This window comes from Methylibium sp. T29 (genome assembly GCF_000576205.1).
GTDB classification, from domain to species: Bacteria; Pseudomonadota; Gammaproteobacteria; order Burkholderiales; family Burkholderiaceae_C; genus Methylibium; species Methylibium petroleiphilum.
Window position 1 is genome coordinate 1 of sequence record NZ_AZND01000014.1, and the last position, 19,335, is coordinate 19,335.

General features: G+C 68.2%; 21 protein-coding genes and 2 pseudogenes. 4 read left to right on the forward strand and 19 right to left on the reverse strand.

Going from position 1 to position 19,335, the window contains the following annotated elements; translation table 11 throughout:
• Positions 1 to 140 precede the first annotated feature (140 nt).
• The 6 genes from x551_RS03825 to merT form a co-directional block, all read right to left on the reverse strand.
• On the reverse strand, positions 141 to 1,826 hold the full coding sequence (locus tag x551_RS03825) for a phage integrase family protein (protein WP_031943552.1): 1,686 nt from the start codon (positions 1,824 to 1,826) through the stop codon (positions 141 to 143).
• A gap of 389 nt (positions 1,827 to 2,215) precedes the next feature.
• The gene (merB, locus tag x551_RS24040; RefSeq protein ID WP_031943551.1) at positions 2,216 to 2,893 is read right to left on the reverse strand and encodes an organomercurial lyase MerB; all 678 of its coding nucleotides are present in this window, start codon (positions 2,891 to 2,893) and stop codon (positions 2,216 to 2,218) included.
• 45 nt (positions 2,894 to 2,938) lie between these two features.
• Complete coding sequence (gene merA, locus x551_RS03835; protein ID WP_031943550.1) at positions 2,939 to 4,621, reverse strand: mercury(II) reductase; 1,683 nt, start codon at positions 4,619 to 4,621, stop codon at positions 2,939 to 2,941.
• 25 nt (positions 4,622 to 4,646) lie between these two features.
• A complete protein-coding gene (gene merC / locus x551_RS03840; protein WP_031943549.1) occupies positions 4,647 to 5,072 on the reverse strand; it encodes an organomercurial transporter MerC in 426 nt (141 codons plus the stop codon).
• A gap of 12 nt (positions 5,073 to 5,084) precedes the next feature.
• Positions 5,085 to 5,363: a mercury resistance system periplasmic binding protein MerP gene (gene merP, locus x551_RS03845; protein WP_031943548.1), complete on the reverse strand. Its 279-nt coding sequence runs from the start codon at positions 5,361 to 5,363 to the stop codon at positions 5,085 to 5,087.
• A gap of 12 nt (positions 5,364 to 5,375) precedes the next feature.
• Positions 5,376 to 5,726 (reverse strand): mercuric ion transporter MerT, encoded by a 351-nt coding sequence (merT, locus tag x551_RS03850; protein WP_031943547.1) that lies wholly within the window; start codon positions 5,724 to 5,726, stop codon positions 5,376 to 5,378.
• Between the two features lie 72 nt (positions 5,727 to 5,798).
• On the opposite strand from merT, the gene merR reads away from it, so the two are divergent.
• From merR to bluB, 3 genes are all read left to right on the forward strand, one after another.
• Complete coding sequence (merR, locus tag x551_RS03855; protein WP_031943546.1) at positions 5,799 to 6,218, forward strand: Hg(II)-responsive transcriptional regulator; 420 nt, start codon at positions 5,799 to 5,801, stop codon at positions 6,216 to 6,218.
• Between the two features lie 404 nt (positions 6,219 to 6,622).
• A complete protein-coding gene (locus tag x551_RS03860) occupies positions 6,623 to 7,444 on the forward strand; it encodes a substrate-binding domain-containing protein (RefSeq protein WP_031943545.1) in 822 nt (273 codons plus the stop codon).
• 237 nt (positions 7,445 to 7,681) lie between these two features.
• A complete protein-coding gene (gene bluB, locus x551_RS03865) occupies positions 7,682 to 8,341 on the forward strand; it encodes a 5,6-dimethylbenzimidazole synthase (RefSeq protein WP_031943544.1) in 660 nt (219 codons plus the stop codon).
• Positions 8,342 to 8,381: 40 nt separating this feature from the next.
• Here the strand turns inward: bluB and x551_RS24960 are convergent, their stop codons facing one another.
• The 6 genes from x551_RS24960 to x551_RS03890 all read right to left on the reverse strand — a co-directional run bounded on the left by x551_RS24960 (position 8,382) and on the right by x551_RS03890 (position 12,810).
• Positions 8,382 to 8,585 (reverse strand): hypothetical protein, encoded by a 204-nt coding sequence (locus tag x551_RS24960; RefSeq protein ID WP_161727955.1) that lies wholly within the window; start codon positions 8,583 to 8,585, stop codon positions 8,382 to 8,384.
• 201 nt (positions 8,586 to 8,786) lie between these two features.
• Positions 8,787 to 9,488, reverse strand: a complete 702-nt coding sequence (gene cobF / locus x551_RS03870; RefSeq protein WP_343252111.1) for a precorrin-6A synthase (deacetylating) — start codon at positions 9,486 to 9,488, stop codon at positions 8,787 to 8,789.
• Between the two features lie 119 nt (positions 9,489 to 9,607).
• Positions 9,608 to 10,294, reverse strand: a complete 687-nt coding sequence (locus x551_RS03875) for an energy-coupling factor ABC transporter permease (RefSeq protein WP_036247619.1) — start codon at positions 10,292 to 10,294, stop codon at positions 9,608 to 9,610.
• 112 nt (positions 10,295 to 10,406) lie between these two features.
• Positions 10,407 to 11,186 (reverse strand): precorrin-4 C(11)-methyltransferase, encoded by a 780-nt coding sequence (gene cobM, locus x551_RS03880; protein WP_031943540.1) that lies wholly within the window; start codon positions 11,184 to 11,186, stop codon positions 10,407 to 10,409.
• On the reverse strand, positions 11,183 to 11,602 hold the full coding sequence (locus x551_RS03885) for a cobalamin biosynthesis protein (RefSeq protein WP_031943611.1): 420 nt from the start codon (positions 11,600 to 11,602) through the stop codon (positions 11,183 to 11,185). The genes cobM and x551_RS03885 overlap by 4 nt, the downstream gene beginning before the upstream one ends.
• Positions 11,599 to 12,810, reverse strand: a complete 1,212-nt coding sequence (locus x551_RS03890; RefSeq protein ID WP_036230845.1) for a bifunctional cobalt-precorrin-7 (C(5))-methyltransferase/cobalt-precorrin-6B (C(15))-methyltransferase — start codon at positions 12,808 to 12,810, stop codon at positions 11,599 to 11,601. Before x551_RS03890 ends, x551_RS03885 begins: the two co-directional genes overlap by 4 nt.
• Here x551_RS03890 and x551_RS03895 point away from each other — a divergent pair.
• Positions 12,809 to 13,597: a cobalt-precorrin-6A reductase gene (locus tag x551_RS03895; RefSeq protein ID WP_031943537.1), complete on the forward strand. Its 789-nt coding sequence runs from the start codon at positions 12,809 to 12,811 to the stop codon at positions 13,595 to 13,597. The genes x551_RS03890 and x551_RS03895 overlap by 2 nt on opposite strands.
• On the opposite strand, the pseudogene cobJ reads toward x551_RS03895, so the two are convergent.
• From cobJ to x551_RS03925, 7 genes and pseudogenes are all read right to left on the reverse strand, one after another.
• Positions 13,558 to 14,348, reverse strand: a pseudogene (gene cobJ, locus x551_RS03900) (precorrin-3B C(17)-methyltransferase). The gene x551_RS03895 and the pseudogene cobJ overlap by 40 nt on opposite strands.
• 11 nt (positions 14,349 to 14,359) lie before the next feature.
• Positions 14,360 to 15,175, reverse strand: a complete 816-nt coding sequence (gene cobA / locus x551_RS03905; RefSeq protein ID WP_031943535.1) for a uroporphyrinogen-III C-methyltransferase — start codon at positions 15,173 to 15,175, stop codon at positions 14,360 to 14,362.
• Positions 15,172 to 15,903, reverse strand: a complete 732-nt coding sequence (locus tag x551_RS03910; RefSeq protein WP_031943534.1) for a precorrin-2 C(20)-methyltransferase — start codon at positions 15,901 to 15,903, stop codon at positions 15,172 to 15,174. Before x551_RS03910 ends, cobA begins: the two co-directional genes overlap by 4 nt.
• Positions 15,900 to 16,525: pseudogene (locus x551_RS03915) on the reverse strand (precorrin-8X methylmutase). The gene x551_RS03910 and the pseudogene x551_RS03915 overlap by 4 nt, the downstream one beginning before the upstream one ends.
• Positions 16,525 to 16,998 carry a hypothetical protein gene (locus tag x551_RS26390; RefSeq protein ID WP_216701298.1) on the reverse strand — a complete coding sequence of 158 codons (474 nt, stop codon included), beginning with the start codon at positions 16,996 to 16,998 and terminating at the stop codon, positions 16,525 to 16,527. The pseudogene x551_RS03915 and the gene x551_RS26390 overlap by 1 nt, the downstream one beginning before the upstream one ends.
• 86 nt (positions 16,999 to 17,084) lie before the next feature.
• Positions 17,085 to 17,750 carry a hypothetical protein gene (locus x551_RS26395; RefSeq protein WP_031943531.1) on the reverse strand — a complete coding sequence of 222 codons (666 nt, stop codon included), beginning with the start codon at positions 17,748 to 17,750 and terminating at the stop codon, positions 17,085 to 17,087.
• Positions 17,747 to 19,234: a cobyric acid synthase gene (locus tag x551_RS03925; RefSeq protein ID WP_031943530.1), complete on the reverse strand. Its 1,488-nt coding sequence runs from the start codon at positions 19,232 to 19,234 to the stop codon at positions 17,747 to 17,749. Before x551_RS03925 ends, x551_RS26395 begins: the two co-directional genes overlap by 4 nt.
• Positions 19,235 to 19,335 lie beyond the last annotated feature (101 nt).

Genomic DNA, 19,335 nt, shown 5'->3' on the forward strand with positions numbered 1-19,335 from the left:
CCGGGGTAATCGTATTTTTCCTGCAGATTGACACGGTCCGCTCAAGAATCGCTAGGCGCGACAAGCACTTGCAAAACCGCCCCTTCCAAGCGTCTTGTGCTTTCGGTGCAAGTTGACACGCTTCGGCCTGCCGCAGCCTTTCACGCCGCCGGGGCCTCGAACGCCCCACCGATCTGCTTCGCTCGGCGAACGTCGTCCGAGTGCAGGTACATCGAAGTCGTGGAGAGCGACGCGTGCCGCAGGTTGTCCCGCACGGTTGTGAGTTCGGCGCCGCGCTGCAGCGCGTGGGTCGCGTGCGTGTGCCGCGTCCAGTGCGGTGTTGCCCGCCTCAGCTTCTCGGCCAGCGCGGGGTTCGCCTCCGCGAGGACACCGGCAGCGGTGGCGAAGAACCTCTTCACGATCGCCCACAGCCGCTTGGATGTGATGCCCGCCTCGCCATCGAGGCTGCCGAGCAACGGCGTGGCGGGGTCCCACTTCGCTGGCGTCACCGGAAAGCCTCGCTGAGCCAGCTGCCGGTCAAGCACCCCACGGGCCATCCCCGGCAACACGACCTTGCCGGACTTGCTGCCTTTGCCAACCACGTGCAGCCAGTGATCGCCATGCGCATCGACTTCGATGGATCCCAGCGTCGCGCGAACGAGCTCGCCGGCGCGCAGTCCAGTGCAATAGCTGAAGTCGATCACAAAGCGAAGCCGTTGAGCAGCGCCAGGCTGCCAGCCGTACGACCACTCCAAACCGTCGGCGACCGTCCTCAGGAGCTTCCACTCGCCTTCGGAAAACACCCTCGTCGTATCCAAGGTCGCTTGCTTGGCACCGCGCACCTTGATGCCGGCGAATGGGTTGGCCAGGACATATCGCCGCTCGATCAGCCATCTGAACATCGAGCTGAGGACGGATAGCGCATAGCCCCTTGAGCGCGTGGACAAGCAACCCGCGAACGGCCGCCACTCGGCAGCGGTGCGAGGTGATGCCGGCCCCACCCAACGCTGCCTCGGTGAGGGTTGCCGCAAAAACGCCCGATAGGCCACGGCATCCTCTGTGGCCAGCGATGACAGTGCGACCCCGCGCTCGACGATTGCCCACAGCATCAACCGCTCCGCTTCCTTGCGATAGGCCCGCAGCGTCGCGGGCGCCTCATGCAGCGACAGCCACGCCTGGACTGCTTCGTAATCGTTGTTCGCTCGCAGGACGCACGACGCCCGCGGCGCGCGATGCAGGCCCATGGTGCCGTCGACCTCATGCGGCACGACGATCTTCTCCCATGGGACCACGTCGTCTGGTGCAGTGGTCACCACCAGCGCGCGAGCGCGATCGGAAAGGTCCGGATGCGCGGCGAAGAAGGCTTCGATCTGGCGAGCGCCAGAAACACCGAGTCCGGCGATGCCCACCCACCAGCGCCGGCGGCGCGGCACTCGAAGCGTGAGATCGGCCAGTGTCCTGATGCCGGCCGCCCGCAGGGCCGTGACGACCCGCGGTGCAAGCCAGCGATCGACGCCATCGCCGATCAGCGGGACTGGAACGGCAGCAGTGCGCAGCAACTCGAGGGCGGTCGCCACCGCGCGCGCCGCACCTGGACCCTTGCGGGCGGGCCCGGTGAAGTGATTGGCAAGATCGTCTCGATGGCGGGACCTGGCGAAGGCCGCGATGCGTCGACGGATCGCCCCGACGATGCCGCGCGAGGACTGGCCGGCCAACCGGGTTTCGCCCAGGTACCGCGCGACTGCCTCTCTCGACGACAGACCCTCGTGCCAGGCCCGCAGTGCTGACAGGGCCGCAGCATCCGGGAGCGACAGCGGGGTTGCGGTTACAGACCGGCCGGTTTTCACGCTTGTCAGTTTAACTCTCTGGCGTTGCTACACCGTTAAGGTTAGTTATCGGCATAGTGATGCCAAGCATGTTCGATTTCGGGCACGGCAGCACAAGCAGCTTCACCGTCAAGCCCTGGGTGGAGGAGCTCAAGGTGCGGCAGCTCGATGAGACTGTGCGACCGATTCAACGTCACCGCAGTTTGATACCCCGCGGAGCCGGACCTGAACGTCGGCCACCTCGTGTGGACCGGCCGGCCATCGCTTGATTCTGATCGGCGGCACGCGGCCACTTGCTGACATTGGGAGCGGCGCCAGTAAGCCGTCGGTCATCCTTGGCCGATCTCTGCTATGTTGTGTCATAGCCGACGTGGCCCTCACCGCTGCCGCGTGATGTCGAAGCAATCCTTTCAGGGGTTGGCATGACAGGTCTGCGAGCGCAATTCGGATCGCGGGCTTGTTGCGCCGGCGGCCGCCCCCGTCGTCAAAGAGTCAGCGATCAATTGGCCAACCCGGAATGCGTCCTCGACGCAGACGAGTTCCATCCGTTGGTGCACGGATCGCGGCGCGGCCGAGGTCGACGCATAGAAATTCACGTGACAACAGAACGAGCTGCGAATATTCGGCGCCGCTTCCAGCAGCGGTAGCGAGACGACGGCACTTGTCGGTTCAACGTCTCGAAGTCCCTCAGGCGTCACAGTCAAAGAAACCGAAAGCCCGGTTGCGGGACAACGTGAGAAGACCCGCGCAGTCTTGCCGATCATCCCCGGGAACATCAAGGCGTCGAGCGCGCACCAGGTGTAGAGACGTTGCCCGTCGACCTCGAATGCATGTGCTGTCTCGCGCAGGGTGATGCCGTAACCGATGACATTGCCATCGTCGTCATACTCTGTGCACGGTTCTTGTTCGAGCAGTGCCGTCAGTCGCTCGGCGGACCAGCCGAGTGTTGCCGCGAATGCGTCCCTTTGCACTGGGTGCCCTTTGACGAGCTCGCCCAGAAGCGCGACAAGCAGTTCTGCGCACCCCTCTGAACGCTCGGCCGGCATGAGGCGTGCAGCGACCTCGGTGGCATAGCTTGTCAGTTCCATGGAGGTCTCATTGGGTCGATGCCATCGAGCCGCGTGTGGACTGTGTCAGCCTGCGCAGCACGACAGCTGCTTCACGTCCTTGGTGAAGGTTTGCGCGGCCAGCTTCAGGCCCTCCACCATCGTGAGATAAGGGAATAGCTGGTTGGCTAGATCGTGCACGGTCATGCGGGCACGGATGGCGATGGCTGCGGTCTGGATGATCTCGCCGGCTTCCGCGGTGACCGCTTGCACGCCCAGCAGCCGGCCGGAGCCCGCCTCCGCCACCAGCTTGATGAAGCCGCGCGTGTCGAAGTTCACCAGCGCACGCGGCACGTTGTCCAGCGTCAGCGTGCGACTGTCCGTCTCGATGCCGGCCAGATGCGCTTCGGCTTCGGTGTAGCCCACCGTGGCTACCTGAGGGTCCGTGAACACGACAGCGGGCATCGCGCCGAGATCGATCTTGGCGTCGCCGCCGGTCATGTTGACAGCCGCTCGGGTCCCCGCCGCGGCCGCGACGTACACGAACTGAGGCTGATCGGTGCAGTCGCCGGCGGCATAGATGTTCGGCGCGCTCGTGCGCATGTGATCGTCGATCAGGATCGCGCCAAGCTTGTCGAGCTTGACGCCGGCAGCTTCCAGATTCATGCCACGCGTGTTGGGCGTCCGCCCCGTGGCGACGAGGAGCTGGTCTGCGCGCAACTCGCCGTGGTTGATCGTCAGCACGAATTCACCATCCACGTGGGCTACTTGGCTGGCCTGCGTCTGTTCCAGCACCTGAATGCCTTCATCACGGAACGCTGCGGTCACGGCGGCGCCGATGGCAGGGTCTTCGCGGAAGAACAGCTTGCTGCGTGCCAGGACCGTGACTTGGCTGCCAAGACGCGCAAAGGCCTGCGCGAGTTCCACCGCCACCACGGAAGAACCGATCACGGCCAGGCGCTTCGGGATCGAATCGCTCGCCAAGGCTTCGGTCGACGTCCAGTACGGCGTGTCCGCCAGGCCAGGGACGGGCGGCACCGCAGCGCTCGCACCGGTGGCCACCAGGCAGCGGTCGAAGGCGACCGCCTGCTCACCACCGTCAAGCAGCGCCAGGGTCAGTGTGCGGTTGTCTTTGAATCGCGCTGTGCCGTGCATCACCGTGATCGCCGGGGTGCCATTGAGGATGTTCTCGTACTTGCCGCGGCGCAACTCGTCCACGCGGGCCTGCTGCTGCCCGAGCAGGCGGTCGCGCCGCACGGTCGGCGCCGTCGCGGACACGCCGGCGTCGAACGGGCTTTCGCGGCGCAGATGCGCGACGTGCGCGGCGCGGATCATGATCTTCGACGGCACACAGCCGACATTGACGCAGGTGCCGCCGATCGTGCCGCGCTCGATCAGCGTGACGCGGGCGCCATTCTCGGCAGCCTTGAGCGCCGCCGCCATGGCGGCACCGCCACTGCCGACGACCGCAACGTGAAGCGGTTGGCCGTCGGCGGCCGGCCGCACAGCCCCGCCGAGCCATTGACGTGCCTTGCCGAGCAGCCCTGACGCTTGCTCGCCCGGCACGTCGGCGTGCTTGGCGCTGTAGCCAGCCGCTGATACTGCGGCCGTCAATGTCGCCGGCGACGTGCCTTCGTCGATCATGAGCTTGGCCAAGCGGTCCGGATACGACACCGAGACCGATCGAACGCCGGGCACATTTTTCAACGCATCGCGGACGTGCTCGGCGCACGATGGACAGGTCATGCCTTCGATTTGCAAGCTGGTCATGCAGTGACTTCTTTCTCTCTTGGGTTCAACGTACCGTGCTTTGCGGCAACTCGCATGAGTCGGGGGCACAGCGGCGGTGCGCCGGTGAGACCAGATCCCAGATCGACACGCCGACCATGATGGCCAGGCCCGTATACAACAGCCGGGCCGTCCACCACTGACCGAAGAACAGGAGCATGGCTGCCAGCACCATGGCCGGTCCCACCATGCCCAGCAGCGTGCGATGCCACTGCCGATGACTGAACCAGCCCAAGCCGTTCGCGACCAGGGCGATCGCCGCGAATAGCGGCAGCAGCTTGGTGATGAACAGACCTTCGTACTCGCTCAGGAAGCCCAGGCCCACCGCCGCCCCGAGGCTCGCGATCGCCGGAAAGCACGCCGCGCAGCCCATCGCGGAGACGACGCTGCCCAGCGCACCAGCCTTGTCGACGATGCGCGTCACCAGTCCCATGATCGGAGGGTCCTACTGCTTGGCGGTCGATGGGTAGCCCGCGTCCGCGGTGGCCTTGGTCAGCGCCTGGACGTTGGTCTTGGCGTCATCGAACGACACGACGGCCTGCTTCTTCTCGAAGCTCACCTCGGTCTTGCTCACGCCCTGGACCTTGCTCAGCGATTGCTTGACGGTCAACGGGCAGGCGGCGCAGGTCATGCCCGGAACCGACAGCGTGACGGTCTGCATAGCAGCCCATGCGGGCGCGGCAAAGGCGGCGATCAGGGCGACCACGGGCAACAGCTTCTTCATGATGGAATCCTTTCAGTAGAACAGGGGCAGTACATAGGGAAACGCGAGTGCGACGATGACGAGCGCGGCGACAATCCAGAACACGACTTGGTAGGCGCGCCGCACCTGCGGCACCGCGCAGACCTCACCGGGCTTGCAGTCCTGCGCCGGCCGAAAGATGCGTCGATAGGCGAAGAACATCGCGACCAGTGCCGCGCCGAGGAACAGCGGGCGATAGGGCTCCAGCGCCGTTAGATTGCCGATCCAGGCGCCGCTCACGCCCAGCGCCACGAGGACCAGGGGGCCGAGACAGCACGTCGAGGCGAGCAGCGCGGCAAGGCCGCCTGCAACGAGGGCGCCACGACCGCTTGTGGGTTCTGACATTACGCTCATCCTTTCAAGTCCTTTGGGAACCGCGTAACCTTACTTCCGTACTTGTGTACGGAGTCAAGCGGTATGGGTATGCAGACTGATAACTTAAGCATTGGCGCCTTCGCCGAGGCTGCCGGCGTCAACGTGGAAACGATCCGGTTCTACCAGCGCAAAGGGCTACTGCCGGAACCGGACAGGCCGTACGGCAGCATCCGGCGCTACGGCGAGGCCGATGTCGCGCGTGTCCGGTTCGTCAAGTCAGCGCAGCGCCTCGGCTTTAGCCTAGACGAGGTTGATGGGCTGTTGACGTTGGACGACGGCGCGCACTGCGACGAGGCGCGCCACCTCGCCGAGCAGAAACTCATCGATGTGCGCTCCAAGTTGGCTGACCTGCTGCGCATCGAGTCGGTTCTGGCCACCTTGGTCGACGACTGCTGCGCGAGCCACGGCAGGGTGTCGTGCCCACTGATTGCAGCGCTTCAGGAACAGCCAACGCTCCCATGACAGCCAAGCCATGGACGCAGATTCAGAACGAAGCTGCGACCCTCGATCTGCCGCAGCCCGAAAAAGCCTCGGGAGGCTGTTCATGGGCACCCAGGGCGGGGTGCGCGCAGATTCCGTGAATCCCCCCGAATCGAGCGTCTGCTTCTATTCGCTGCGTACTTCCGCAGTGGGTCGCTGGCCGGTGCACAGCGACCGACTGCGGATGGCGGCTGAGCCCCACATAGCCGACCCTCGGCGGCCCGTGTCAACAACCCATCGCCGACCGGTCGCACGGCAAGGCCCATCATCGACCGCGCCCGGCAAATTGCAGACCCTCACGAGAGTCCACTGAATTTGCTCGTTCGCGGCGGCCATTCACAGACCCCTTCGTACCCGTGCAATCGCATTGACAGGACTGCACTCACATGCAACGCTTCCCTCGCCATAACGCGAATTGGATCATCATGCATGTCAGGTTGTGGATGGCGGCAATTTGGGACTCGGCGCCGAGCCGCCACATCGCTGTCGCGATGGCACTCGCACTGGGATCGCATGCCTTCGCCGCGGAACTGAAGGTGATTGCGCCCAACGCGGTGAAGGAGACCGTGACCGAGATCGCCAAGCGTTTCGAGCGCGAGTCGGAGCATCGCGTCGTGTTCACCTGGGCAGGGTCGGAGACCATTAGCAAGCGCACGGCTGAGGGCGAAGTGTTCGACGTTGTCATCAACGCCGCCCAGAACATCGACCGGGGTGCGACAGACGGCAAGCTGGTACCTGGCTCGCGCGCCGACTTTGCGAAGTCAGGGATTGGCGTGGCGGTCCGCTCGGGGCTGCCGCGCCCAGACGTGTCGACCGTCGATGGGTTGCGCCAGGCCTTGATCAAGGCGAACTCGATCGCGATTTCGTCCGGCACCAGCGGCCGCTACCTTGAGTCGCTGTTCCGGCGGCTGGGCGTGGCTGAGCAGATCAAGTCGAAAATCGTCCAGCCACCATCAGGCGCGCAGATCGGTGAATTCATTGCCCGGGGCGATGCCGAACTCGGGTTCCAGCAGGTAGCCGAGCTGCTGCATGCAAAAGGTGTGGAATTCCTCGGCGCACTTCCCCCCGGGGTCCAGAGTTACACCGTCTGGTCCGCCGGGCTGCATGGTTCTTCCACACAAGTTGAGGTCGCGCGCTCGTTCATTGCGGCACTGAAGAGCGCGGAGTCGGCTGCGGCGATCAAGACGACCGGTATGGAGCCGATGTAGTTTCGCTGCTGAGGCGCGACTGTAAGTTCGCGGTCAGTCTCGACAGCAGTCCTTCGGTGTGTTCGCATGGCGGCCCAACGTCAGCCGTCAGCGAGTTTGAGGGACAGGCAGCCCCCGGCCATCATCAGGCGGCCACGAGCGGCGGCTGTGATGTGATCCAAACGATTCATCGCACCGGCTGAATCCATCGAGCCTTATGCTGGCGCCCCGATTCGCATTTTTTGGCTGCGCGACCGAATGTCCAGATTCACCCAGACCCAGATCAACACCCTGTACGAAGTGATCGCAGCACGCCGCGACATGCGGCACTTCCGCAGTGACCCGCTCGACGAGGCGCTCATGACGCGCCTGCTCGATGCGGCTCACTGTGCCCCCAGCGTGGGCTACATGCAGCCGTGGCGTTTCATTCGCGTGAGGTCCGTCGAAGTGCGCCGCAAAATGTTGGCGCTCGTCGAAGCAGAACGGGTCGAAACAGCGAACGCGCTCGGCGAACGGCAACATGAGTTTCTCAGGCTCAAGGTCGAGGGGATGCGTGAATGCGCGGAGATTCTCGTCGCCGCACTCTGCGACAAACGCGAGCAGCATGTCTTCGGGCGGCGCACGATGCCTGACATGGATCTCGCTTCGGTCGCCTGCGCGATTCAAAACATATGGCTTGCCGCGCGCGTAGAGGATGTCGGCATGGGCTGGGTCTCGATGTTCGATCCCGAGGCATTGCGGGACTTGCTCCGGATGCCGTCAGGCAGCCGCCCCGTGGCCATCCTCTGCCTGGGGCGAGTCGACGAGTTCTATCCCCGGCCCATGCTGGAGACACAGCAATGGCGGACTCGCGCCGATCTCGCGAGCCTGGTTTTCGATGACTACTGGCGAATGGACGACAACGAACATGTCGACTGAACATTCGCTGTGCGCCGTCCAGCCATTGCGTGTGGGTCGCTCACGCGCAATGGTGGCCGCGGGGCTGTCGCATCCTCTGTGCGGTAGCCAGGGTCGCCTGCGCCTGGGCGAGGTCATCTGGTGCGCCGAGCGGGTGTTGCAGATCGGCGATGCCAAATAGGCGATTCGCCAGTTGCGGCTTGTCCACGCGCAGGGCGAGGCGCCCGGCTGCCAGCACATGGTCTGCCGGCGTGGAGTCGGGCAACAGAGCCATCCCGAACCCACCGGGCGGCCAGCGTCCAGGCAGGCCTTGGCCACCGCAAGGAGCTGCGTGGCATTCCTGGCGAACGCCCCCGGCCTGACCATCAAGGCGCGTCGCTGTTCTGCGGCCTGGATCTTGCCGTCTGCGAGCACGGTCTCGATGGAACGGCGGGCGATGGCAGGCCCGGTCATGGATCCGCCCAGCTCATTTACCCGAGACGCGGGCGGGTGAAGCGAACTCGACACCCCGGCGCAGCAGGTAGATGTCCATGATCCAGCCCTGTTCGGCACGGGCCGCTGCGCGAGCCTCCAGTATGAGCTCGCCGGTGGTGGCCAGCGGCCCTGCCAGGAGCAACTGCTGCGGCATGCCGAGGTAGGCGCCCCAGTAGATGTGCAGGCCCTCGGGCGCAAGCCTCTGGAAGGAACAGGTGCCGTCGAGCATCACCACCACCGTGTCCACGCCTGCCGGCCAGCCGCCATCACGCAACTGGCGTCCGGTGGTGATCAGCACCGGCGCAGCCAGCGTGTTGAGCGGGATGGCGTGTGCGGCGGTCAGCAGTTGCAGGCTGGTCAGGCCGGGGATCACCTCGACGCGCAGCGCCAGTCCATCGGCCCGCAGGCGCTCGGCGATGCGCAGGCTGGAGTCGTAGAGCGACGGATCGCCCCAGACCAGCAGCGCCACGCGTCCGCCTTGTGGCTGGTGTGCGGCGATCAATTGCGCCCAGGTCGCGGCAATCGCGGCGTGCCAGTCGTGGACGCCATCGAGGTAGGTGGCCGCCTCGGCGTCGCGCACGGGCAGGTCGAACTCGACGACCCGAGCCGGCCCGGTGAGGTGAGTCGCACAGACCGTGCGCCGCAGGTCGGCGAGGTCGGCCTTGTTGGCGCCCTTTCGCGGGATCAGGATCAGGTCGCGCGGTTCAGCGCGCCGATGGCCTGCAGCGTCAGATGCTCGGGGTGTCCGGTGCCGATACCAATCAGCAGCAGGTCGATCATCGGCAGGGCATGCATTGGCGACCCGCGCCGAGATCAGGCTGCGCGGTGCAGTCGCGGCGTCACGAGCACCGTGCTCCCCAGCCCGGGGAGCCCGTGCAGCGCCTTGGCCCCGGCCAACGCGGCCAGGTCGATCAGCGGCTCCAGCAGCACGACCGTCATGTAGGCCAGCCCGAAGCTCCCCACGCCTTGCAGAGTCTCTGCACCGAAGCCGCGGCCGAAGATCGTCCAGAAGGCCACCCAGGCGACGATACCGCCCTGGAACACCACCGACATCTTGAGCACATGCGAGTAGCCCAGGTCGACATACGGAATGTTCGCCGGCAGCACCCGCTTGGCCACGGCTTGCATGACGAAGAGCGCGGCCAGCAGCGTGGTCACGTTCATGCCGTATTGCGGCAAGTCCTGCGGCTCGAAGAACAGCCCCTGGACAGCCAGCCCCACCGTCAGGCCGACGGCCGTCGGCGCCGCGCCTAGTAACAGGAACAGTGACGAACCGAGGATCAGATGCACCTCGGACACGCCGACAGGCACGTGCGGGAAGACCTCGAAGAAGACGAATACGAGCGTGGCGGCGATCACGCTGCGCAGCAGGAGCGAGACCGCTCCCTCCTGGCGGATGTGGGCCAGGGACAGCCGGCCCGCGTAGAGCGCGCAGGCAGTGGCTGTTGCGTAGGAGAGCACGGTCTTCGTGCCATCCACGATTCCGGGTTCCATGTGCATGGTGCAGTTTCCTTGGCGTGGGGCACCAGCGTGTGGTGCCGGGTTGGGGATCGGAGGTTGGGTAGTCTTCTGAGCTTGCTGAGAGGGAGGTCATGCAAGGTTGGCCGCGTGGTCAGGCGCGCGGCGAGCCGTCGGACGCTGTGGTCGGCCTGAAGCGCCGTTCGTAGTCGCTTGCGTACAGGCGGCTTTCGGCAAAGCCCTCGGCGGCCAGCGCGGGTCCGACGAGGATCAGTGCCGTGCGCTCCACGCCATTGCCCATTGCGGCCTCGATGGTGGCCAGCGTGCCACGGACGATCTGCTCATCGGGCCAGCTCGCGCGGTAGACCACGGCGACCGGGCACGCGGCACCGTAGGTCGGTGTCAACTCGGCCACCACCTCGGCGAGCCTGTGGATCGACAGGTGCACGGCCAGCGTGGCCCCGGTCGCAGCAAACCGGGCCAGGCTTTCGCCGGGCGGCATCGGCGAGGCGCGCCCCGACGTGCGCGTCAGCACCACCGATTGCGCGAGGCCGGGCAGCGTGAGTTCCGCGCCGAGCGCCGCCGCCGCTGCGGCAAAAGATGGAACGCCGGGAGTGACGGTGTACGGGATGCCGGCCGCACGCAAGCGGCGCAGTTGCTCGCCCATCGCCGACCACACCGAGAGGTCGCCCGAATGCAGTCGTGCCACGTCTTTCCCGGCCGCGTGGGCGGCAGCCATCTCGGCGACGATCATGTCGAGATCGAGCGGCGCGGTGTTGACGATGCGCGCGCCGGGTGGGCAATGGGCGAGGATCTCTTCGGGCACCAGCGAGCCGGCGTACAGGCACACCGGGCAGCGGGCGATCAGGTCGCGCCCGCGCAGGGTCAGCAGGTCGGGCGCGCCGGGGCCGGCGCCGATGAAGTGGATGGTCATGGGCGAGTCCTCGAGTGGGGTGCCAGAGTGGCAATGGCGCAGGTGGCCAGGCGATCGGTCGACACCGAGCGCGGGTGCAATAGCTTCGCGGCCGGCCCGCCATGCTTCAGGGCGACGGCCAGTGCCGCTGCTTCGGCCGTGCTGCCGGTGCCTCGCAGCGCGCGCACGGCGGTGCTGTCGGTCAAGGTGGGGGTGGCTGCAACTTGCGCCGGCGCAACAACGCACAGGGGCAGGCCGAGGTCTGTGGCCAAGGCGCGCAGGCAGGGGGCTTCGGCCTTGTCTTGCGCAGCAGCGAGCAATGTGACGGCGTGCGGTGACGTAGTTGCGGGCTGCGCGAGCTCGAGCGCTTGGGCCAACGCATCCCGCAGTGAGGCCAGCGTCGCGCCCCTTCGAAACCCGAACCCGGCCACCATCATCGCGTCACGCTCCACTGCACGATCGGGTAGGCGGCGCGCCAGCCGCGCCGTGTGCCCAGTGGCGCGGCCTCTGACAGTTCGAAGCGAAGCAGGCTGCCGCCCGCGCTCCCCTGCCATGCGGTCAACAGCGCTTCAGACTCCAGCGTCACCGCATGGACGACCACCCGGCAGCCTGCCGGGAGCGCTTGCCACAGATGCCGCAGGAGTTCATCGCCGAGCCCGCCGCCGATGAATACCGCATCGGGCGCAGGAAGGCCCGCCAAAGCCCCGGGCGCGGTGCCGGTCACCAGCACCAGCCGATCGACGCCCAAGCGGTCGGCGTTGCTACGCAGTCGCGCCGCACGTACCGGGTCGGCCTCGATGGCCACGGCCTCACATCGGGGGTGCGCCAGCAGCCATTCGATACCCACCGACCCCGAACCCGCGCCGATGTCCCACAGCCGCTCGCCGGGGCGCGGTGCCAGGGCGCACAGCGCCAAGGCCCGCACACGTTGCTTGGTGATCTGGCCGTCGTGCGCAAAAACGATATCGGGCAGACCCGCGCTGCGCGGCAAGGCCAGACCCGTTCCGGCGACCTGCAAGGCGACGGCCACCGGGTGGCGCACATCGGTCAGGTCGAAGGTGGAGGCGACCGCGTCGCGCCGGCGCTCGTGCGGTCCGCCCAGTGCTTCGAGCACGCTCATCCCGCTGGCACCGAAATCGGCGTCCACGAGGTAGCGTGCCAGCTCGGCCACCGCCGCGCCGTCACGCAGCAGCACCAGCAGTCGCGCGTCCTTGCACAGATGCGGGCGCAGGCGCGCCAGCGGCGCGGCGTGCAGGCCGAGGCAGGTGACGTGTTCCAGCGCCCAGCCCAAGCGCGCGGCGGCCAGGCCGAAGGTTGATGGCGCGGGCAGCGCGTGCCACTCGTGCGCGGCGAGGTGGCGCGTCACCGAGGTGCCGGCGCCATACCAGAACGGATCGCCGGAGGCCAGCATCGCCATGCGGCGCCCGCGCTGTGCCAGTAGCATCGGGATGCCATCGGCGAATGGCACGGGCCATTCGAGTCGCTCGGCGCGGAGGTTTGGCAACAGCGCCAGATGGCGGGCGCTGCCTGCGACCACCTCGGCCGCGTCGAGCGCAGCGCGGCTGGCGGGCGGCAGGCCGTGCGGGCCGTCTTCGCCCAGCCCGATGATCGTCAACCAAGGTGCCTGACCATTGAACTCAGCCATGCGCAACATCCTTGTCCTCGGCGGCACGCTGGAAGCCAGCGCGCTCGCGCTGGCCTTGGCCGAACGTGGCGAACGCGCTGTGTTGTCGTATGCCGGCCGGGTGGCCCAGCCCAGGGCGCAACCCATCGCCGTGCGCGTGGGCGGCTTCGGCGGCGTGCCCGGGCTGGTGCGGTATCTGCGCGACCAGGGTGTGACGCACCTCGTCGATGCCACCCATCCGTTTGCCGCGCAGATGAGCGGCAACGCCATCGCGGCCTGCGCGCAGACCGGCGTGCCGCTGCTGGCGCTGACGCGCGCCGCCTGGCAGCCCGGCCTGGGCGACCGGTGGCAGTCGGTGGCCGATCTCCCGGCTGCCGTCGCTGCGCTGGGCGGGCCGCCGCGGCGCGTCATGCTGGCCCTGGGGCGAATGCATCTGGCAGCGTTCGCGGCACAGCCCCAGCATCACTACGTCCTGCGGCTGGTCGATGTACCCGACAGCCCGCCGCCGTTGCCGCAGCACACGACCATCGTTTCGCGCGGTCCCTTCGACGTGGCGAGCGACACCGCGTTGATGCGCGAGCATCGGGTTGACATCGTGGTCTGCAAGAACGCCGGCGGCACGGGCGCGCAGGCCAAGCTGCACGCCGCGCGCGGCCTCGGCTTGCCGGTCTTGATGATGGCGCGGCCGCTGATCCCCGCCCGGCACGAGGTGACCCGCATGGACCAGGTGCTGCAGTGGCTGGGTCATGCGCCGCGTCCTCCGTCGGATCATGCGGACACCTCGGGCGGTGCAGAGCGCGGCGTGTAGATCCACGGCACGCCGCCGTCTCGCGCGATCACCCGCGTCAGGCTGGAGCCGACGATGACGATGGTGCGCATGTCGGCCATCTCGGGCTGCGCGTCGCTCAGCGCAACGACACGGATGGTCTCGTCGGGGGTGGACACGGCGCGGGCGAAGATCACCGGGCGGGTGGGGCTTCCTGCAGCGCCGCATTCCTCGCGCAGCACGGCCAGGGCGCGGGTGAAGCCCTGCGGGCGCGACACCGAGCGCGGGTTGTAGAAGGCCATCGCGAAGTCGGCCTGCACCGCCAGCCGCAGGCGGCGTTCCACCAGCGCCCAGGGCTTCAGGTTGTCCGACAGGTTGATGGCGCAGAAGTCGTGGCCCAGCGGCGCCCCCGCGCGCGCTGCGGCGGCCAGCATCGCGGTGATGCCGGGCAGCACGCGCACGTCCAGCGCGCGCCACGCGGCGGGGCCGGTCTCCACCGCCTCGAACACGGCCGAGGCCATCGCGAACACGCCGGGGTCGCCGGACGACACCACCACCACACGCCGACCCTCGCCGACCATGCGCAGCGCGTGGGCGGCGCGGTCCAGCTCGACCCGGTTGTCGCTGGCGTGCAGCGTGAGCCCGGTGCGTGGCGCCACCCGGGCCACATAGGCAGGTAGCCCACCACGTCGGTGGCCGCTGCCAACGCCGCCGTCACCTCCGGTGTCACCCAGTCCTCGGCGCCGGGGCCGAGCCCGGCGACGACGAGCCAACCCTTGACGCTCCCGTCCATGGTGGATTGGCTCAAGTTCCGCTCCCTGGCAAACACTGCACTTGCAGTTCATCGCCGGGCGCTGCGGCGGTGGCGCTGCGGTCCCGATCCCGGCAAGCCGCCAACACGTTGCCGACGATCAGGATCGCCGGGCTTTGCATGCTGCTGGCGGCGGCATCCTCGACCAGACGCCCCAACGTGCTGAGCAGGCGCCGTTCCTGGCCGGTGCTGGCGTTCTGCACCAGCGCGGCGGGGGTGCCCGCGCTCAGCGTGGTGGCCAGGCCGGCCTGGACAACGGCCAGGCGCTGCATGGCCATGTAGACCACCAGGGTCAGCCCCTGTGCCGCCGCCGCGCCCAGGGTGGGCCAGTGCAGCTCGGCATTCGCTTCGCCGGCATGGCCCGTCACCAGCAGCACGCCATGGGCATGGTCGCGGTGTGTCCAGGGCACGCCCAGCGCGGTGGCGGCAGCCAGGCCCGAAGAGATGCCGTTGACCACCTGCACCGGTATTCCGGCGGCGCGCAGGTGCTCGGCCTCCTCGCCGCCGCGACCGAAGACGAGCGGGTCTCCACCTTTCAGTCGGACCACGGTTTCGCCGCGCTGCGCTTCGGCGACCATGAGCTTGTGGATGAAGGCCTGCGCGGTACTCTTGCATCCGCCTCGTTTGCCCACGTGCACGATACGCGCGCTGCGCCGCGCATAGCGCAGCACTCCGGCCCCCACCAGGTCGTCGACGAGCAGCACGGTGGCGCAGCGGATGGCCTTGATGGCCCGCACGGTCAGCAAGTCCGGGTCGCCCGGGCCGGCACCGACCAGGCTGACGCTGCCGGGCGCGGCGACGCTGCTCATGGACGCCGCCCCCGCCCATGCACCAGCACGATCGAAAAATACGGCGTGACGCGGCCTTCGACCTGTGCCAGACGCACAACCTTCTGGCCCGGCATGGTGGCGAACTCGACCAGCCAGGCCTCGTCCAGACGGCCGGCGGTGGCCAGGGCTCGCCGCACCTTGTCGATGTGGCGGCCGATCTTCATCACCACCAGCGCTTCGCTGTCGGCCATGTGGCGTGCGAGCCTGGCTTCGGGCAGGGTGCCCATCAGCACGGTCAGCACGTCGTCGCCCCAGGTGATGGGCTGGCCCGTGACCGTCCACGCGCCCGACATGCCCGTGATGGCCGGCACCACCTGCACGGGGTGCGTCTCGACCAGCCGGGTGTAGAGGTGCATGAAGGAGCCATAGAAGAACGGGTCGCCCTCGCACAGCACCACCACGTCGTGGCCGGCGTCCGACAGCGCGCGCAGGTGCGCTGCGCACTCGACATAGAAGGCCGAGAGAGCATGGTTGTAAGCCGGGTCTTCCACCGGGATTTCGGTGGTGACGGGGTACTCCATCGCATGTTCCACCACGCCTTCGGGCAACAGCCCGTCGACGATGCGCCGCGCCTGTCCGGGCCGTCCGGCTTTGCGGAAATACGCGACGTGGGTGGCGCTGCGCAGCAAGCGGTGGGCGCGCACGGTCATCAGGTCCGGGTCGCCCGGGCCCAGGCCCAGGCCGTAGAGCGTGCCGAGTGAAGTCATTCCGAACGGCTCCCCAGCGCGTTGATCGCCGCCACCGTGATAGCGCTGCCGCCCAGCCGCCCGGCCACCGTGCAGCAAGGCGCGGGCTGCTCGGCCCACAGCGCCTCTTTCGATTCCGCCGCGCCGACGAAGCCGACCGGGCAGCCGACGATGGCCGCAGGCCGCGGGCAGGTCGGGTCTTGCAGCATGTTGAGCAGATGGAACAAGGCGGTCGGCGCATTGCCGATGGCCACCACGGCGCTTGCAGGTGCGGCCGCCAGAGTTCCAGCGCGGCGGCGGAACGGGTGGTCGACATCGCCTTGGCCAGCTCGGGCACGGTCGGGTCGTGCAGGGTACATAGCACGTCGTTGCCACACGGCAGGCGCGAACGGGTCACCCCCTGGCTGACCATGCGCGCATCACACAGGATGGGCGCACCGGCCGCCAGGGCCGCCCGTGCCGCACGCACGAAGCCGGACGAGAAACGGAGGTGCGCTTCGAGCCCGATCAGGCCGGCGGCGTGGATCATGCGCACCGCCACCGGCTCGTCGTCGGCATCGAAGCGTGCGAGGTCGGCCTCGGCGCGGATCATCGCGAAGGAGCGTTGGTAGATGGCCGCGCCATCGGTTTCATAAACATGCATCAAAGGGCTCCGATGAATGAGCGCAGGGCCTCGGGGGACAGCCCTGTCTGCGATGGTGTGTCCCAGGCGCAGCCGTCGCGCACCAGATCGAATTTGCCGTTGCGGCCCACCAGGGTGATGTCGGCGGCGCGAGCGCGGGCGCAGCCTTTGGTGCAGCCGGACACATGCAGGCTGCGACGTGCGCCGGGGGCCACCGTCTCGAGAGCAGGCGCGAGTGCACGGGCCATTGCGCGGGTCTCCACCGTGGCCGAGGTACATGACGGTGCGCCGGGACAGGCGTCAATGCGCAACATGGGGTCGTCGGCCGCCGTGAGGAACTCGGTCGAATCGCGCCGCCCGCCAGCTTCCAGAATCAGTGCGCGGTGCGGCGTCAAGCGCAGCGCCGCTGCGCCGCTGTCGCGCAGCAGGCGAGCGAGCGCGGCTGCCTCGATCTGGCCGAATGCCACGCCGTAGACCGGCCCGAGCGCCGACATGCCGGGACGAGGCAATGCGGCTGACGGTGCCGGGGGTTCGAGCGGCTTCAGGTCGCGGGGAAGTGGGTGGGTGACCAGGTGGCGACTCATGCGCCTTGATGCAGGTTCAACCGATCCCGCCGTCGCCGCAAACCAGGCGGCCAGGGCGAGCGCCGTATCCACTGCACCAGCCGCGTGACCGGGTGGCCGGCCGCAGCACCATCGGCGCGCACGATCAGCCCGCCCGAGCGGCCGCGTTCGATGCGCACGTCGGCCGAGGCTTCAGCCAACACCGGGGCCGGCCCCGCATCCACCGCGAAACCGAACTTGGGCGGCAAGGCGGGCAGCTCGCCAAGGCGCGCCGCCAGCTCGGAGGCGATGCGCTCGGTGTCATCGCCCGCCTGCCAGCAGGGCGCCACGAGGATGGCGGGCCAGGCTTCCCGCGCCGCGTCGGCATCGAGCAGGCCCAGGCCGCAGAGTGCCTCAATCACCGCGTCATGGTGGCGTGGTGTCACACCGCGCAGCTGCAGGTTGGCTCGGTTGGTCAGGTCGATGAGCCCCGAACCCAAGCCTTGCGCCGCCTCGCAAAGCCCCATGGCTTGCGCGACCGTCAAGCGCGCCAGGCGTGGGCGCACGCGCACGAGCAGGCCATCGCCCGAGGCCATGGCGCGATGGGCGCCGGGGCACCAACCCTTGGCGGTCGGGCGCAAGCCGAGCGGGCCTGCGGGCGGGCCAGCAGCGTTTGGCAGGGCCAGGAGGGCCAGGCGGGTCATGCGCGCAAGCACCGGTTCAGCACGCCGGGCTCGAAGTGCCGGTCCACGAGATCGGCAAGTCCGTCCAGGCTGGCATCGAGGGTGGCCACCTCGGCGCCAAACAGCGCGCGCATCACGGCCGCCGATTCGAACAGGCCGTGGGCATAGGCGCCCAGCACCGGGCCGCGTTGCCAGCCGATCACGGTGCCGTGGCCATCGCGCAGCGCGGTGGCGAGCGCCGCGCCGGGCAGCGCATCAACGGGCTCGGTGATGCCGGTCCTGATCTCGTAGGCGGGGGTATCGATGCCGGCCAGCGCCTGCCAAGGTGGCTGCAAATCGTCGAAGCGTGCCTGCACGGCCAGCACGCGCTTGGGCGCGGCATAGCGTGTGCTCAGCGGCAGCAGGCCGAGGCCGGGCACGCTGCCCGGCGTCCCGTCCAGGCCTTGCGGATCGTTCAGCCAGGTGCCCAGCATCTGCAAGCCGCCGCAGACGCCCAGCACCCGTTTGCCCTGGGCCGCGTGACGGGCGATGGCGGCGTCCAGCCCACGCTCGCGCAGCCAGTGCAGGTCGCCGCTGACTTGCTTGGAGCCGGGAAGAATGATCCAGTCCGCCGCCTCCAGCTCGGCCGCGTGGCGCGCCCAGGTCAACCGCAGGCCGGGCACCTGGCGCAGCGGCTGGAACTCGTCGAGGTTGCTGATGCGTGGGTAGGCGACCACCGCCACGCGCTGGTGCGGCGCTTCGCCGTCGCCGATGGCGGCGGCGTCGAACACGCCGTCTTCGTCAGGCAGGCCATGGTCGCGCTGCATCGGCAGCACGCCGACGATGGGCACGTCCGTCAGCTGTCGCAAGCGGTCAGGCCCGGGCGCCAGCAAAGCCGCGTCACCGCGGAACTTGTTGAGCACGAAGCCGGCGAGCGTCGGCTTCAGGTCATCGGGCAGCAGCGCCCAGGTGCCGTAGAGGTGGGCGAAGGCGCCGCCGCGGTCGATGTCGGTGACAACCAGGCTCTTGAACTCGCCCGCCGCCTGCGCCCAGCGTGCAGTGCCGAGGTTCACATAGTCGTGCGCGGCGAGGTTGATCTCGGCCGGCGAGCCCGCACCCTCGATCACCAGCAGTTCGTGCTGGGCGTGCAGGCGCACGAAGCTTTCGTGCGCCGCGGTCGCCAGGTGGGCGCTGCGCTCGCGCCAGGGCAGGCGCGACAAGTCATCCGCCACGTGACCCTGCAACACCACCTGGCTGGAGGTGTCGCGCTCGGGCTTGAGCAGCACCGGGTTCATGTCCACCGTCGGCGGCACGCGCGCGGCCAGGGCCTGGAAATACTGCGCCGCGCCGATTTCGCCGAAGCCGCCGTCCGGCCCGGGCACCACCCGTGCGTTGTTGCTCATGTTTTGCGCCTTGAACGGCGCCACGTCGATGCCCCGCTGCGCAGCCCAGCGGCACAGCGCGGTGGCCAACAGGCTCTTGCCTGCACCGCTGCTGCTGCCCCAGACCATCAGGCTGCGCGTCATGCAATGCCCCCGCGGAACTGGCGCCTGGCGGCAACGCGACCATTGTCGGCAGCGTCCAGCACTCGCCATGGCGCGGCACGACGGGCCACTGGTCGGCCCGG